This is a genomic window from Salipiger bermudensis HTCC2601, assembly GCF_000153725.1.
Lineage (GTDB): Bacteria > Pseudomonadota > Alphaproteobacteria > Rhodobacterales > Rhodobacteraceae > Salipiger > Salipiger bermudensis.
This window is the reverse complement of sequence record NZ_DS022276.1, coordinates 3,306,242-3,322,550: the sequence shown is the minus strand read 5'-3', so window position 1 is coordinate 3,322,550 and position 16,309 is coordinate 3,306,242. Positions and strand designations below refer to the sequence as shown.

The following is a 16,309-nucleotide window of genomic DNA, read 5'->3' as shown; positions in this document are numbered from 1 at the left end:
CTTCATACCATATGAGAGCATCACCTTTGGCCGAACACGCTCAGAGGTTGGGCCCGGTGACCAGTTTCGAGCCGTCCGAGAAGCGCGACAGCCGGAACCGACTGAGATCGTGCCCGGGGTCCGTGCCCTGCGCAAGCGCCACCGCGATGCGCCCGAAGGCCGGGCCGATGCCGAAGCCGTGGCCGCACATGCCGGTCACCACGGTGAGGCCCGGCAGCGCTTCGCAGCGGTCGACCACCGGCACCACGTCGATCATGCCGGCCCAGCTCGCCTGCAACGGCGCTTCGCCCATCTGCGGGAAATGCTGGCCAAAACGCGCACGGCAGTCGGCAACCTTGGCGGCGTTGGGTTGGGGCGACAGGATGCGCATGCGCTCGAACGGCGTTTCCTCGTCGTCGGACCAGCGCCGCGGCGTGCCCCATGCATCCGGGTAGCCCGCCGGCGCCATGGTCTTGAGGCGCACGTCGAACTCGCCAGAGACCGCCAGCGGCAGGTAGGTGCGCAGCGCACGGAACGCGTCAGGCCCGATGAAGAGCTCGGAAAACGCCGCCGGCGCAAGGGTGTAGCCGCCGTCGGCGCGGGGCCGGAAGGCCAGCTTGTCGTCGACGGCGGCGGTGTTGACGCTTTGCGGCAGGCGTTCGGTCGCCATCGCGGTCGAGCGCACAGAGAGCTGCGGGATCTTCACACCGTGCCGACGCAGGAAGAGCGAGGACCACGCGCCGCCAGCCAGCACCGCACGGCTGCAGCGGATGCGGCCGGACTCGGTGATGACGCCGGCGACTTCGCCGCCCTGCATGTCGAGCCCGCGCACCGCGCAGCGCTCGCGGATCACCGCCCCGCTCGCCACCGCCAGCCGCGCCAGCTCCGGCACCGCGACCCAGGGCTCGCCCTTCATGTCGGTGGGCGTGTGCAGCGCCCCGACCCACGGGCTGTCCTCGGCGCCAAGCAACGCCTTGGTGGCCGCCGCGTCGAGGAGTTCCGAGGATACGCCAAGCGGCTTGGCCTCGTCGAGCCAGCCAGCGAATCCCTGCATGTCTTTTTCGGAGCGGGCGAGATAGCTCACGCCCACCGTCCGGACACCGAGCTTGCCGCCGCATTCCGCATCCAGGTCCGGCCAGAGCCGCTGTGCCTCCAAGGCGATCGGGATCTCGGCCATGTCGCGGCCCTGTACCCGGATCCAGCCCCAGTTGCGCGAGCTCTGCTCTGCCGCCACGCGGCCCTTCTCGAGCAGAACCACCGACAGACCTGCGCGGGCTGCATACAGTGCTGTGGACACGCCGACGACGCCGCCGCCGATCACGACCAGGTCGCAGGCCTCGGGCAGAGCGCCGTCATGCTCGACCGGACCCTCGTCACGGAACGGGAAGACCACGCTCATGCCAGCCGCTCCAGCAGGCGCTCCATGAAGGCCTGTCCCGCGTCGAGCTGGGCAATCTCGATATATTCATCGGGCTTGTGGGCGATGGCGATGTCCGAGGGACCGCAGACCACGGCGTCGTAGCCAGCCGCCTGGAAATGACTGGCCTCGGTGCCGTAGCTCACCTGCATCACGCCGTTGTCGCCAGTGACCTGCCGCACCAGCTCTTCGGCGCTGTTGTTCTGCACCGGCACAAGCGGCGGCAGTTCGAAGAGCGTCTCAACCTCGATCCACGCCTCTGGGCAAACCGCCTGCATCTGCGCCTCGATCTCGGCGACCTTGTCCATCAAGCGCCGCTCCCAGTGCTTCGGATCTTCGCCCGGCACGACACGGAACCCGAAGCCGAACTCGCAATCCTTGGCGGTGATATTGTGCGCGGTGCCGCCCTGGATCTGGCCAACATGCAGGTTGGTATAGGGCGGGTCGAACAGTGCCGCGATCTCATCGGGCGTGGCGGCGGCGTTCTCGGCGTTCACGTCGTTGGCCCACTCGATCAACTTGGCGCCATACATGATCGCCGACACGCCTGTATGCAGGATCGAGCTGTGCACCTCGACGCCATGCACATGCACCCAGAAGGTCAGCCCGCCCTTGTGGCCGGTCACGGCCTTCATCTCGGTCGGCTCGCCGACGATCACCGAGGCGGCCTTGGGCAGCGCCGCACGCATCGCCTCGGCCACGTCCTTGCCGCCCATGCAGCCGATCTCCTCGTCGTAGCTCAGGGCGATCTGCAATGGCGTCGTCACCCCGCGATGCTGCGCCTCGACCATGGCCCAGACCGCAAGCGCGTCGAAGCCCTTCATGTCGGTCGAACCGCGCCCGTAAAGCTTGCCGTCGCGCTCGGTGAGCACCCACGGATCCGAGCTCCACGCCTGCCCGTCCACCGGCACCACGTCGGTATGGCCCGACAGGATGACGCCGCCGTCGACCTCGGGGCCCACATGGGCGAAGAGAGCCGCCTTCAGGTCCGGCTCGGCCGGCTTGGCGTGGCGCTGGCTGTCGATGCCGTGGCTGGCAAGGTAGTCCGAGACCCAGTCGATCAGCGGCAGGTTGCTGTCGCGGCTGACGGTCGGAAAGCTCACCAGTTTCTCGAGGATCTCGCGGGGCGAAAGGCGGGTCGGCATCGGGGCTCCTTCGTTTGTCTGCAAATGGCCTACGCTGCCCGGGACCGACGGGCAAGTGGGGCGCGCGCGAGGCAGGCTCCGGCCCCGCGCCCTGCCCGCTTTCGCAGCGTTCAGGGCCGCGCGAGATCGAGCACCACGGGATGATGGTCCGCGGGCCAGACGCCGTCCACCCGGATCTGCGGCACGTGCGGGCCACCCACGCCGCGCAGCCCGGGGCTGTGGCCGATATGGTCGATGGCCGGCAGCAGGTGCAGGCCACGGTCCAGGTGATAGGTTGCGCCAGGCACCTTCGGAAACCGCAGCCCGGCGGCTTCGAGGCTCTCCATGACCTCCCAGCCCGCGAGGGCGTTGAAATCGCCGGCAAGCACCACCGGCGTGCCGGAGTCGATCACCGGGCGTAAGCGGTCCGCGATCAGCTCGGCCGACAGCCGCCGGTTGCTGGCGCTGCGATATTCGAGATGCACATTCATCACCCGAAAGACATCGCCCCCGCCGCGCTGTCGGAACGCGGCCCAGGAGGCAAAGGCCGGCCAGGAGCCGTCGAAGGTCCGCGAATAGATCACGTCGGGCGTGTCGGAGAAGAAGAACCAGCCCTGATCCACCAGTTCCAGCTTGCCGGTGCGATAGAAGATCGGCTGGGTCGAGGGAAACGTCCGCCAATCGCCGATCGCCGCCGCCTCATAGCCGCTCAGCCGGTCGAGCAGGTAGCGGCGGGCGAGGTTGTCGGTATCGGCATTACCGCCGCGAAAGCTCTCCATCTCCTGAAACGCGATGACATCGGCCTCGAGCGCCTCGACCGCCGCACCGAGCGCCGGCTTGCGCCGCTCCCAGCCGGCGCGGCTCCAGCGCCCCTCGCCCTGCCCACGCAGGTCGATGTAATGCACGTTGAGCGTTGCAATCCGCAGCGCGTCCTCGGGCGGTGGCGGCAGCGCATCGCCCTCGCTGAGGCGGATCTGCTGGGCGCAGGCGACGAGCGCAATCAACGCCAACGCCGCCAGAAGCCCCTTGCCGATGCTCCGCACCACACGCATGGCCAGCGTCAGTGCCGGTACTGCGGCTCTTCGGCGTCGAGCTGACGGCGGATCGCGGCGAGGTGCAGGCGCGCGGAATCCTCGTCACCCTCGCGCATCTGCTCGTAGGCGGCCTGCGCCACGTCATGCGGCACCGGCAGCACCTTGCGCCCCGTCGACATGGCGAGCGTCTGCACCTCGGCGGCACGCTCGAGATAGTAGAGATCGTCCCACGCCTCGGCGATGCTTGGCGCCAGAACCATGACGCCGTGATGCTTCATGAAGACGATATCGGCCTCGCCCACGGACCCGGCGATGCGCGCACCCTCGTCGTTGTCGAGCGCGAGCCCGTTGTAATCCTCGTCCACCGCGGTGCGCCCATAGAACTTGAGCGCGGTCTGGCCAGCCCAGATCAGCGGGTCGCCCTCGGTCATCGACAGCGCCGTGGCATAGGGCATGTGGGTGTGGAAGGCGACCTTGGCACGCGGCAGGCGGCGGTGCATCTCGGCATGGATATAGAAGGCCGTCGCCTCGGGCTGGCCCGCGCCCTCGACCACGTTGCCCTCGAAATCGCAGATCAGCAGCGACGAGGCGGTGATCTCGCGGAAGGCAAAGCCGTAGGGGTTCACGAGGAACAAGTCCTCATGCCCCGGCACCACCGCCGAGAAATGGTTGCAGATGCCTTCCTCGAAGCCGTAGCGCGCCGCCATGCGGAAGCAGGCCGCAAGATCCTCGCGCGCCGTGCGGATCGCGTCGGTGGCAAGGTCGGGCCGGTTGCTGAGCGCCGGAGCGGCCTGTGTCGCGGTGGTGAGGCTGTGGGCCATGGGTCGTCCTGTTGGTTCGGTCTTTGGTTGCGTGACAGGACAGGCTCCCCCCGCCTCGCCGCCGCGAGGCCCTGCGCGTGCCGCTCGGTCAGTAGCCGCTGTCAGAGGTCAGCACGAGATGCCCGGGCGAAACCTCGCGGTAGGTGTTGGGCTCGGGCTCGTAGCCCACCGGGTGGATGGGCGACGGGATCGGCTTGAAGTTGAGGTCCTTCTCGGACTTGCGCCGGTGCGGATCGGCCACCGGCACCGCCTTCATCAGCGCCTGCGTGTAGGGGTGCTGAGGATTCTCGAACACCGCCGCGCGCGGGCCGATCTCGACGATGCGGCCAAGATACATGACGCCCACGTTGTGACTCACGCGTTCGACCACCGCCATGTCGTGGCTGATGAAGAGATAGGACAGCCCCAGTTCGGCCTGCAGCTCCATCATCAGGTTCACCACCTGCGCCTGCACCGACACGTCGAGCGCCGAGACCGCCTCGTCGGCGACGATGAGCTTGGGGTTGAGCGCCAGCGCGCGGGCGATGGCGATGCGCTGACGCTGGCCGCCCGAAAGCTCGTGCGGATAGCGGCGCATGAAGCTGCGCGGCAGCTCGACCCGATCGAACAGCATCTCGACGCGGTCCATCATCTCGGAGCCGGCGTGGCTGCCGAAATTGCGCATCGGCTCGGCGACCTGGTCGGCGAGCTGCATCTGCGGGTTCAGCGAGGCGAAGGGATCCTGGAAGATCATCTGCATCTGCCGGCGCTCATCGCGCAGCATGTTGGGGCCGAGCCCCATCACATCGACCCCGTCAAGCGAGATCCGGCCGCGCATCGGCTCAACCAGACGAAGAATCGAACGCCCTGCCGTGGATTTCCCACATCCCGATTCGCCCACGAGGCTGAGCGTCTGCCCCTTGTTCAGGGTGAAGCTAACATCCTCAACCGCATGCACATTTGCCACAGTCCGGCGGAAAAATCCGCCTTTGACCGGGAACCGCGTCGTGAGGTTTTCAACCTGGAGCAGAGGCTGATCCGTGCCCGTGATGGGTTTGATCTCGTCCTGCTCGTGCCCGAGCAGCTTCATCGGCTCGGGCAGCGGCTTGCCCTTCATCTCGCCGAGCTTCGGAACGGCGGCCAGCAGCGCCTTGGTATAGGGGTGCTGCGGGTTCTCGAAGATCTCTTCGACGGTGCCTTCCTCGACCTTTCTGCCGCGGAACATCACCACCACGCGGTCGGCCATCTGCGCCACAACCGCCATGTCGTGGGTGATGAACATCACCGCTGTGCCCGTCTCGCGCTTGAGCCGGTCCATCAGGGCGAGGATTTCGGCCTGGATCGTCACGTCGAGTGCGGTCGTCGGCTCGTCCGCGATCAGCAGGCGCGGCTTGCAGGCCAGCGCCATGGCGATCACCACACGCTGGCGCATACCGCCCGAAAGCTCGTGCGGGTACTGCTTGAGCCGGCGCTCCGGCTCGGGGATGCGCACCTGCTGCATCAGTTCAAGCGCGCGCGCCTGCGCCTGTTCCTTGCTCATGTCGCGGTGCACGCGCAGTCCCTCGGTGAGCTGGCGCTCGATGGTGAAGACCGGGTTCAAGGCGGTCATCGGCTCCTGGAAGATCATGCCGATCTCGTTGCCGCGGATGTCGCGCATCAGATCCTGATCGGCCTTGGCCAGATCGAGCTCGTCGCCGTCCTTGCGGTCAAAAATGAGGCGCCCGTTGGCGATCTCGCCTCCGCCGAACTCGATCAGACGCATCAGCGAGAGCGACGAAACCGACTTTCCCGAGCCCGACTCGCCGACGATACAGACGGTTTCCCCCGGCCCGACGTCGAAGCTGACGTCTTCCACGCCGGCAACGGTGCCGTCTTTCGTCTCAAATTCGACCCGAAGTTTCTCGATCCGGGCGATGGCGTTGTCGAGCATCCATTTTCTCCTGAGATGGCGGATGCCAAAGCTAAGGGCAGGTTTTGGACGGTGTCAAACCCTGCTGTCAGGTTCCGCCAAGGCAGTGCTTGCATTTTCATCTCGTTCTGTTTTCGATACCGGTCATGATCGGGATGGACGAGGGACCCGGCGATCGGTGACGATCGTTCGTGTCCAAACGGACTCCGCTTTCAGACAAAACCAAAAAGCCGGCCAAAGCGCCGGCGTCCAACGAGGAGAACCCCATGACGCTCAAGACCCTATTGCTAGGGGCTGTCGCCACCGGTGCACTTGCCCCCGCAGCCTTCGCCGAGCGCGGCGAGGACGGGCACGTCAACATCATCTATTGGCAGGCGCCGTCCATCATGACGCCTTACCTGTCGAGCGGCACCAAGGACATCGAAGCCTCGTCGCTCGTGCTCGAGCCGCTGGGCCGCTACACCGAGACCGGCGAGCTGGTCCCCTACCTTGCGGAAGAGATCCCCACCGTCGAGAACGGCGGCGTGTCCGAGGATCTCAAGTCGATCACATGGAAGCTGAAAGAGGGCCTGCTGTGGTCCGACGGCAGCCCGGTGACCTCGGCCGACGTGAAATTCACCGCCGACTACTGCATGGATCCCGAAGGCGGCTGCGCGCAGCTGGCCAAGTTCGACCACATTGCGTCGATCGACACCCCCGATGACCTGACCGTCGTGGTGAACTTCGACGAGGCCATGCCGAACCCCTACGGCCCCTTCATGGGCGGCCAGTCTCCGATCCTGCAGAAGGCACAGTTCGAGAGCTGCACGGGCGCTGCGGCGTCGACCTGCACCGAAGCCAACTTCAACCCGATCGGCACCGGCCCCTTCGTCGTCGACGAGTTCAAGCCGAACGACGTGATCTCGCTCTCGGCCAACCCCAACTACCGTGACCCGGCGAAGCCGGCCTTCGCGACCGCCACGCTGAAAGGCGGCGGCGACGCGGAAGCGGCTGCGCGTGCGGTGCTGCAGACGGGCGAGTTCGACTATGCCTGGAACCTGCAGCTTGCGCCCGACGTGCTCGCCTCCATGGCAGAAGGCGGCCAAGGCACCCCGGTTTCGGCCTTCGGCACCCTGGTCGAGCGCCTCGAGATGAACATGACCGATCCGTCGCCGGACCTGCCGGAAGGCGAACGCTCGACGGTCGCGCATCCGCACCCGATCCTGTCCGACTTCAACGTCCGCAAGGCGCTGTCGATGGCCATCGACCGTGGGCTGCTGACCGAGATCGGCTATGGTCAGGCCGGCCGTCCGACCTGTAACCTCGTTCCCGCGCCGGCGCTCTACGCCTCGGACAACGAGGAATGCCTGACCCAGGATCTCGAAGGCGCCAAGGCGCTGCTCGAGGAAGCCGGCTGGACTGACAGCGATGGCGACGGTGTGCGCGAGAAGGACGGCATGAAGCTGTCGCTGCTCTACCAGACCTCGACCAATGCCGTGCGTCAGGATTTCCAGGCCCTGATCAAGGACTGGTGGAACCAGATCGGCGTCGAGACCGAGCTGCGCAACGTCGACTCGTCGGTGTTCTTCGGCGGTGACCCGGGCTCGCCCGACACCTTCCAGAAGTTCTATGCGGACGTCGAGATGTACGCCAACAACTTCGACGGCACCGACCCGCAGTCCTATCTGCAAATGTACCGCTGCGGCAACGAGCCGAAGCCGTCCTCGCAGTGGCAGGGTGAGAACATCAACCGCTTCTGCAACGAAGAGTACGATGCCCTTCTCGACGAGTTGGCGAAGACCGGCGAGCTGAGCAAGCGCGGCGAGATTGCCAAGCAGCTGAACGACATCATCACCAAGGAAACGATGACGATCGTTCCGCTGGTCGACCGTGGTCGTGTCTCGGCGCACTCCAACACGCTTGGTGGCGTGGTCCTGAACACCTGGGACAGCGAGCTGTGGAACGCGGCCGACTGGTACCGCATCGACGGCTGATCCTGTGACAAGCACGCCTCCGCCCTGCGCGGGGGCGTGCCCCTTTTTGGAAGGTCTGCTAATGACCTCACCTCTCGGGAGCCCCGATCTCGGCCCGCGCGGCCGGTTCCCCTTTTCGGCCGCTGTCGCCGCATGGTGTCAGCCGCTGCCGCTGCACGGGCCCAACAACAAAGACACGGAATTCATGACGCATACAGCCCGCATCCATGATCGGTGCCGGACGCTGCCGCTGCAATCGCAGCGGCGCCGCGCCAGCGCCCCCGCCAGCGAGGTCCGCCCATGCTGACCTATGCGATCCGCCGCCTCGTCCTTTCGGTGCCCACGCTGCTGTTCATCAGCTTCGTGATCTTCATGCTGCTGCAGCTCGCGCCGGGGGATCCCATGGCGCAGGTGCCGCTGACGGTGCCGCCCGAGGTCAAGCAGAAGATGCGCGAGGCCCTCGGCGTCGGGGAGCCCGCACTGGTGCAATACTGGAAATGGCTGGTGCAGGTTTTCTGGACCGAGCCCAAGGTGTTCATCGACTGGCTGACCCGAGACAGTTTCCTGCTCGGCTGGCTGCCCGACACGAACCTTTACCAGGGCGAGCTGCGGGTCATCTCGTGGCAGACCCGGTCGCCGGTGATGGACATCGTGCTGCAGCGCATCCCGCAGACCCTCTGGGTCGTGGGCCTGAGCTACGTGGTAGGTGTGCTGATCGCGCTGCCGATCGGCATCTACTCGGCCTACCGGCAGTATTCGGTCTTCGACCAGGCGGGTACCTTCGTCACCATGGTCGGCTTCTCGATCCCGCCGTTCTTCACCGGCCCTCTGCTGATCGTGATCTTCTCGGTCTACCTTGGCTGGTTCCCGTCGATCTACGACACGACCCACGTCGTGAACGACTGGGAGAGCTTCAAGTACCAGCTCAGCCAGATGATCATGCCGGTGATGGTGCTGGCGCTGCAGACAACGGCGCAGCTGAGCCGTTACATGCGCGCCTCGATGCTCGACAACCTCAACCAGGACTACGTGCGCACCGCGCGCGCCAAGGGCCTGAGCGAGGCGGTCGTTGTGATGGTGCACGTGCTGCGCAACTCGATGATCCCGGTGATCACGGTGATCGCGCTTGGGGTTCCGGCAATCTTCGGCGGCGCCATCATCACCGAGAACGTCTTCAAGGTGAACGGCATCGGCCAGTTGCTGATCACGGCGCTCTTCGCCAACGACCTTCCCATGGTCATGACGCTGACCTTCATCTTTGCGTTCCTGATCGTGATGTTCAACCTGATCGCCGATATCCTCTACGGCCTTCTCGACCCGAGGATCCGCTATGACTGACAGCCCGCAAGACGACGTGATCCTCGCCGAGGGCGCCAAGGCCGCGCCGATCGAGGCACTAAAGGACAAGGGCCCGATGGCGCCGCCGCGCTCCAAGTGGCGCGACGTGTGGGAGCAGTTCCGCAAGCACAAGGGTGCGATGATGGGGGCGTTCTTCCTCTTCTTCATCACCTTCGGCGTGCTCATCGGCCCCTACCTCTGGACCCTCGATCCGCAGGCGCTCGACATCCGCAACAAGGACATGCGGCCGATCTACACCGCGATCTGGAACAGCGAGGCCGATGTCGGCTGGAACCACCCGCTGGGCTCGGATCAGCTTGGCCGCGACAACCTCTCGCAGCTGATCGCCGGCGGTCGGGCATCGATGGCGGTGGGCTGGGCGGCGATGCTGCTGTCGCTGATCATCGGCACCGGCGTGGGCGTGATGGCGGGCTTCTTCAAGAAGCTCGACGGCCCGCTGATGCGCCTCACGGACCTGTTCCTGTCGCTGCCGATCCTGCCGCTCCTGCTGGTCGCGGTGACGCTGTTCCGGCAACCGCTGCGCGCCAATTTCGGACCCGAGGGCGGCATGTTCATCCTGATCGTGACGGTGGTCGGCATCACCTCGTGGATGCCCACGGCGCGCATCGTGCGCGGCGACGTGCTCGCCCTCAAGGAGCGGGAATTCGTGCTCGCGGCGCGCTCCATCGGCACCCAGCCGTTCAAGATCATCAAGCGGCACCTTCTGCCCAACGTGCTGTCGCCGATCATGGTCTCGGCGACGCTGGGCCTTGCCACCGCGATCATTACGGAATCGGCGCTGAGCTTCCTCGGCGTGGGCTTCCCGTCGGACTTCCCCACCTGGGGCAAGATGCTGGCCGACGCGGTGGCGCGGATGGAGGACTTCCCCGAGCGGGTGTTGCTGCCAGGCGTGGCGATCTCGCTGACGGTGCTGGGTGTGAACTATCTCGGCGACGGCCTGCGCGACGCGCTCGACCCGCGCATCCGCGGCCGCTGACGCGAAACACCATCCAAGATCATAAGGGGGCGGGAGATCATCTCCCGCCCCTTTTTCTTTGCTCATCGTGATAGGCTGGTGCGATGCCCGCGGCCGTTCGAACGGACAGAATGCAGCGCTGAGACCCTGCCCCCAAGCAGCCGAAGACCGCGCCATCCCTTCTCTGTATTGCGCAGGCCCCGACTTGTTCAGGCCCATTGACCTGACAGGTATCTCTGGCTGGGAACGCTCGGGGTGATCGCACAGGGATGCGGACCCGCCCCGATCGGTGTGGCGGCGCCTACAGCTCCTCGCGGGGCTCGAGCTGCCCCAGAGACAGCACCGGGCCGGTTGCCGCGCCGGTCGGAGACCCGCCGAGCGGTTCTTCCGAGATCGCGACGGTGGCGCCCGGAAGCTGGGCCGCGATCTCGTCGGAAACCGGAATCTCGGTCAGCTGCTCGCGGTCCACCAGACCGATGGAGACCGGTGGACTCTCGGGATCGGCGATCAGCCAGATCTCGAAGGACCGGTCGTCGGGGTAGTCACCCGCATCGCGGCGCACCATGAAGGTCTGGCTGTCGGGCGCGTAATGCGCCAGCATCACCAGCCCGCGCGACGGCGTCTCGAGATCGGCCCAGAGATCGGGCTCGTCGCTCGATTGCAGGAGCCCGCCGAACATCGCCATCCAGGCAATGGCCGCGGCGGCCACGGCGCCAAGGAAATACGGCAGGATCTGTTGCCAGAGCGGCGCGCGCGGCTTTCCGAAGAGCTGTGCCTCGGTGCGGCGCAGGATTTGCGGCGGCGGCGCGACTTCTTCGATGTCATCGGTGAAGGCGGCGAAATACGCCTCCCACGCCTCGACATCCTGCTGCAGCGCCTGATCCTGGACAAGCTGCGACTCGAAGGCGCGCAGTTCGTCCTCCGGCAGCAGCCCGAGGACATACTCCGCCGCCGCGGCTTCCCAGCCGCCCGGTAGATCCGTATCCTCAGGCCCGCTCATCGGCTCAGGCACTCCCTCAGTTGCATCAGGCTGCGGCGCAGCCAGGTTCGTACAGTGTTGAGCTTGACGCCGGTGGCATCGGACAGCTCGTTATAGGTTGCGCCTTCGAGATAGGCGCGACGCACCATCTCGGCGCGCTCGGGCGGCAGCTCGGCCATGCAGCCGAACAGGGCTTCTGCCTCGGCCCGCGACTGCAGCTGTTGCGCCGGCCCGGGACCCGGATCGGCGATCATCTCGGCCGCATCGATCGGATCCTGCTTGCGCCGCTCGCCTGCATCGCGCTTGCGACGGCGGTCGATCGCAGCATTGCGCGCCAGCGTGATCAGCCAAGTCATCGGGGAAAACCCGTTGACCCGGTACTGGCCAGCCCGCGCCCAGATCTTGCAATAAACGTCCTGCAGCGCCTCTTCAGCCAGCGCCCTGTCATTCAAGACACGCAGGCAAACGCCAAAGAGTTTCGCCGCTGTCCGATCATAAAGTGACCGGAACGCCGCGCGGTCGCCCATGGCGATCCGGGCGATCAGGTCTTCAATCTCGGCTTGCGGGGTGGTCACGTGCTGCGGTGCCTGGCTTGGGTCGTTTCTTGCCGGCAGCCTAACGAGATGGCGCAGCGTTGCAATCCCTATCCGCGCCGCTCTGCCGCTCTTGCCACTGCCGGAGATATGGGGCACCACGGGGCAAAGCGTTTTACAGATCCGACAGAGGCCCGCCATGAGCAGTGATATCGACGTCAATGCGAAACCGACCGAGGAGATCGAGGTCCGTGAGGTCTTCGGCATCGACACCGACATGGTGGTGCACGGCTTCCCCGAGCGCACCGACCGGGTGCCGGACATCGACAGCACCTACAAGTTCGACCCCGACACCACGATGGCCATCCTTGCGGGCTTCCGCAACAACCGCCGGGTGATGATCCAGGGCTACCACGGCACCGGCAAGTCGACCCATATCGAGCAGGTCGCGGCGCGGCTCAACTGGCCCTGCGTGCGCGTCAACCTCGACAGCCACATCTCCCGGATCGACCTGATCGGCAAGGACGCGATCAAGCTGGTCGACGGCAAACAGACCACCCAGTTCCAGGAAGGCATTCTTCCTTGGGCGCTGCGCAACCCCACCGCCATTGTGTTCGACGAATACGATGCGGGCCGTGCCGACGTGATGTTTGTCATCCAGCGGGTGCTCGAGACCGACGGCAAACTGACCCTGCTTGACCAGAACCAGGTCATCACCCCGCACAAGCATTTCCGCATTTTCGCCACCGCCAACACCGTTGGCCTTGGCGATACCACGGGCCTGTACCACGGCACCCAGCAGATCAACCAGGGCCAGATGGACCGCTGGTCGCTGGTGGCGACGCTGAACTATCTCAGCATCGATGCCGAGACCAACATCGTTCTCAGCAAGGCGCCGCATTACAACACCGAGAAGGGCCGCAAGACCGTGCGCCAGATGGTGACGGTGGCCGATTTCACCCGTCGCGCCTTCATGAACGGCGAGCTCTCGACGGTGATGTCGCCGCGGACCGTGATCGCGTGGGCCACCAATGCCGAGATCTTCCGCAACATCGGCTACGCCTTCCGCCTCTCCTTCCTCAACAAGTGCGACGAGCTCGAGCGCCAGACCGTGGCCGAGTTCTACCAGCGCTGCTTTGACGAGGAACTCCCGGAAAGCGCCGCGAGCCTCAGCCTCGCCTGATCCGCGTCTGCGAAAGACATGAACGGGCCGCGCTTCTGACCGGAGGCGCGGCCTTTGTCTTGCGCAGGCGTTGCGGCCTCCGGCCCCCCTGATTTTTTGACCATCGGGTCAGAAACTCCAAGATTCCGCTAGGTGGGATTAATCAGTTTGCGCTAATGTTCAAAACATGGGCGCTTTGAAAACATTTCTCTGCGGCGCTCTCGTCGCCCTCGCGACGGCTTCCGCATCGGAAGCCGTCCCGGCGCAGACGGCCGAACGCGTCCGTCTTTTCGCCAGTTGCGCTGGCCGCCTCTCTGCCACCATCGAACATGGCTGGCTCATCGACCGCAGCGACGGTAGCACCGCACAGCGCCAGCGCCGAGGCTTCGAGGAGCTGATCGCCGCCATCCTGCCGGACGCGAGGGCAGCCGGGCTCGACGGGCCGCGCATCCTGCACCAGCGCATCGCCGCGAAATTCGCGCAGGCGCGGCTGCTGCAGACCGCCAGCTTCCACCGCGACACGCGGCGCGCCGCCCGTGCCCGAATGCTGGCCGAGCAGGAGTTGGCACGCTGCACTTCCATCCTGCCCGGCTGAGCGGCGATTTTTGCCCCTTGCCAATCGCTTCCCAGAGCGCGAAACCTGTGCCCATGGCGCGCAATGACGACAACCCCGCAGATCCGTTCAAGAAGGCCCTGGCCGAGGCAACCAAGGTCATGGCCGACGATTCCGACCTCACGGTGAACTACACCGTCGACCCTGCCGGGGTCTCGGGCGACATCATGCGCCTGCCGCAGGTCAGCCGCCGCATGACCCGCGACGAGGTATTGCTGGCCCGCGGCACCGCCGACGCGCTGGCGCTCTATCGCCGCTACCACGATGCCGGCACCCACGCGCGCTACGCGCCCCCAGGCGACATCGCGCGCGAGCTCTATGAGGCGATGGAGACCGCCCGTTGCGAGGCCATGGGCGCCCGCGACATGCCCGGCACAGCCGGCAATATCGACGCCAAGATCGGCCACGAGGCCGCGCGCCGCGGCTATGGCCAGATCACCCAGCCCTCCGAGGCACCGCTGCCGGTGGCCGCGGGCTATCTGATCCGTCACCTCGCCACCGGGCGCGAGTTGCCCAAGGATGCCGATCACGTCATGCAGCTGTGGCGCGGCTTCATCGAGGACCAGGCCGGCGGCACGCTGGACGGGCTCGAGGAGACGCTTGCCGATCAGGCCGCCTTTGCTCGCTTCGCGCGCAAGATGATCACCGATCTCGGATATGGCGACCAGCTTGGCGAAGACCCCGACCAGATCGACGACGAGGACGAGGCCGAGGCTGAACCCGAGGGCGCCGACGAGGAGCAGCCCGACAGCACCGGTCAGGACGAGGACCAGCAGGACGAGGCCGAAGCCTCGCCCGAGCAGAGCCAGGACGAGACGCAGGACGCCTCCCAGGCGCAGGTCTCGGCCGACGACATGGCCGATCAGGAGATGGGCGAGGAAACAGAGATGCCCGAGGGCGAGGCGCCGATGGAGCCGCCCGCCCCCGCGCCCGCCTCGGAGGCCGACCCGCAATACCGCGTCTTCGACACCTCGCATGACGAGGAAATCGCCGCCGAGGAACTGGCCGAGGCGCAGGAACTCGAGCGTTTGCGCGCCTATCTCGATCAGCAGCTCGAGCCGCTCAAGGGCGCGGTCTCGCGGCTGGCGAACAAGCTTCAGCGCCGCCTGCAAGCGCAGCAGAACCGCAGCTGGGAGTTCGACCTCGAGGAAGGCATTCTCGATGCCGGCCGCCTCGCCCGCGTGGTCGCCAACCCGACCACCCCGCTGAGCTTCAAGGTCGAAAAGGACACCGAGTTCCGCGACACGGTGGTGACATTGCTGCTCGACAATTCCGGCTCGATGCGCGGCCGCCCGATCTCGATCGCGGCGATCTGCGCCGACGTGCTGGCGCGCACGCTCGAGCGCTGCAACGTCAAGGTCGAGATCCTCGGCTTCACCACCCGCGCGTGGAAAGGCGGGCTCGCCCGCGAGAAATGGCTCAACGAGGGCCGCGAGCAACAGCCCGGCCGCCTCAACGACCTGCGCCACATCATCTACAAGCGCGCCGATGCGCCGTGGCGCCGGGTGCGCGACAATCTGGGCCTGATGATGAAGGAAGGCCTGCTGAAAGAGAACATCGACGGCGAAGCGCTGGAATGGGCGCATCGCCGCATGGCCGCCCGTCCCGAGGCGCGCAAGATCCTGATGGTGATTTCCGATGGCGCGCCGGTGGACGACTCGACGCTCTCGGTGAACCCGGCCAACTATCTCGAGAAGCACCTGCGCGACGTGATCGCCATGGTCGAGCGCAAGAAGCAGGTGGAATTGCTGGCCATCGGCATCGGCCACGACGTGACACGCTACTACGACCGCGCGGTGACCATCACCGATGTCGAGCAGCTTGCCGGGGCGATGACCGAGCAACTCGCGGCGCTGTTCGACAGCGACCCGCGCGCCCGCGCCCGCTTCATGGGCATCAAGCGCGCAGGCTAGCCTTGGTCGGCGCCCGCGCCGCTAGGGGATGCGGGCGCGCTCTGCTATCCTGATCCGGCATTTCGAGATCAGGAGCATTGTCATGAAGCTATTCACGGGCCTCGCGCTCGCCCTGTGCTGCGCGACCTCGCTGCAAGCACAGAGCATTGTGCCGCCGCGCGGCGAGATCATCACCGACACCGGCTGCCTCGTCACGGGGCTCGACTCCAACGGCGACGGCTTTCTCGCGCTGTGCGCCGGCCCCGGCTCGGGCTACGCGCAGATCGGCAGCCTGCACAATGGCGACGCCGCCTACCTCCGCGCCTGCGACGGCAAATGGTGCTTCGTCCGGAACGGTGCCCTGAACGGCCGCGAAGCCCGGTTCGAGGGCTGGGTCTACACCGCGTGGTGCGACTTCTACCCGTGAGCCGCCTGCCCCTCCGGGCCTGACGGCTGCGGCATCCGCCAGATCACGTCACGGCACTGCCGGGCGACAAGTCGGGTCACAAGACCTGCGACACTGCAGGGCCGCGCGATGCGAAGCAGTTGAGCAAATTCGAAGGGTGAGACCATCAGCGCCCCGAGCGCTCTGGCCCCGCTC

Annotated in this window: 14 protein-coding genes; 7 read left to right on the top strand and 7 right to left on the bottom strand. The window is 66.2% G+C overall.

Going from position 1 to position 16,309, the window contains the following annotated elements:
- Positions 1–40: 40 nt before the first annotated feature.
- From R2601_RS15700 to R2601_RS15680, 5 genes are all read right to left on the bottom strand, one after another.
- On the bottom strand, positions 41–1,378 hold the full coding sequence (locus tag R2601_RS15700) for an NAD(P)/FAD-dependent oxidoreductase (protein ID WP_007800085.1): 1,338 nt from the start codon (positions 1,376–1,378) through the stop codon (positions 41–43).
- Complete coding sequence (argE, locus tag R2601_RS15695) at positions 1,375–2,541, bottom strand: acetylornithine deacetylase (RefSeq protein ID WP_007800083.1); 1,167 nt, start codon at positions 2,539–2,541, stop codon at positions 1,375–1,377. Before argE ends, R2601_RS15700 begins: the two co-directional genes overlap by 4 nt.
- 110 nt (positions 2,542–2,651) lie before the next feature.
- A complete protein-coding gene (locus tag R2601_RS15690; RefSeq protein ID WP_007800081.1) occupies positions 2,652–3,572 on the bottom strand; it encodes an endonuclease/exonuclease/phosphatase family protein in 921 nt (306 codons plus the stop codon).
- Between the two features lie 8 nt (positions 3,573–3,580).
- Entirely contained in the window at positions 3,581–4,375 is a 795-nt protein-coding gene (locus R2601_RS15685; protein WP_007800079.1) for an aldolase, read from the bottom strand.
- Between the two features lie 88 nt (positions 4,376–4,463).
- A complete protein-coding gene (locus R2601_RS15680; RefSeq protein ID WP_007800077.1) occupies positions 4,464–6,284 on the bottom strand; it encodes an ABC transporter ATP-binding protein in 1,821 nt (606 codons plus the stop codon).
- Between the two features lie 245 nt (positions 6,285–6,529).
- Between R2601_RS15680 and R2601_RS15675 the strand changes: the two genes are divergently transcribed.
- The 3 genes from R2601_RS15675 (at position 6,530) to R2601_RS15665 (ending at position 10,550) form a co-directional block, all read left to right on the top strand.
- A complete protein-coding gene (locus R2601_RS15675; RefSeq protein ID WP_007800075.1) occupies positions 6,530–8,236 on the top strand; it encodes a peptide ABC transporter substrate-binding protein in 1,707 nt (568 codons plus the stop codon).
- Between the two features lie 279 nt (positions 8,237–8,515).
- Positions 8,516–9,553: an ABC transporter permease gene (locus tag R2601_RS15670; RefSeq protein WP_007800073.1), complete on the top strand. Its 1,038-nt coding sequence runs from the start codon at positions 8,516–8,518 to the stop codon at positions 9,551–9,553.
- On the top strand, positions 9,546–10,550 hold the full coding sequence (locus R2601_RS15665; RefSeq protein WP_007800066.1) for an ABC transporter permease: 1,005 nt from the start codon (positions 9,546–9,548) through the stop codon (positions 10,548–10,550). Before R2601_RS15670 ends, R2601_RS15665 begins: the two co-directional genes overlap by 8 nt.
- 280 nt (positions 10,551–10,830) lie before the next feature.
- On the opposite strand, the gene R2601_RS15660 is transcribed toward R2601_RS15665, so the two are convergent.
- On the bottom strand, positions 10,831–11,529 hold the full coding sequence (locus tag R2601_RS15660; RefSeq protein WP_007800065.1) for an anti-sigma factor: 699 nt from the start codon (positions 11,527–11,529) through the stop codon (positions 10,831–10,833).
- On the bottom strand, positions 11,526–12,083 hold the full coding sequence (locus R2601_RS15655) for a sigma-70 family RNA polymerase sigma factor (protein WP_007800063.1): 558 nt from the start codon (positions 12,081–12,083) through the stop codon (positions 11,526–11,528). The genes R2601_RS15660 and R2601_RS15655 overlap by 4 nt, the downstream gene beginning before the upstream one ends.
- A gap of 157 nt (positions 12,084–12,240) precedes the next feature.
- On the opposite strand from R2601_RS15655, the gene cobS reads away from it, so the two are divergent.
- The 4 genes from cobS (at position 12,241) to R2601_RS15635 (ending at position 16,135) form a co-directional block, all read left to right on the top strand.
- A complete protein-coding gene (gene cobS, locus R2601_RS15650) occupies positions 12,241–13,224 on the top strand; it encodes a cobaltochelatase subunit CobS (protein WP_007800061.1) in 984 nt (327 codons plus the stop codon).
- A 166-nt stretch (positions 13,225–13,390) separates the two neighbouring features.
- The gene (locus tag R2601_RS15645) at positions 13,391–13,798 is read left to right on the top strand and encodes a hypothetical protein (RefSeq protein ID WP_144266917.1); all 408 of its coding nucleotides are present in this window, start codon (positions 13,391–13,393) and stop codon (positions 13,796–13,798) included.
- Positions 13,799–13,851: 53 nt separating this feature from the next.
- Positions 13,852–15,729 (top strand): cobaltochelatase subunit CobT, encoded by a 1,878-nt coding sequence (gene cobT / locus R2601_RS15640; RefSeq protein ID WP_007800056.1) that lies wholly within the window; start codon positions 13,852–13,854, stop codon positions 15,727–15,729.
- A gap of 82 nt (positions 15,730–15,811) precedes the next feature.
- On the top strand, positions 15,812–16,135 hold the full coding sequence (locus R2601_RS15635; protein WP_007800054.1) for an SH3 domain-containing protein: 324 nt from the start codon (positions 15,812–15,814) through the stop codon (positions 16,133–16,135).
- Positions 16,136–16,309 lie beyond the last annotated feature (174 nt).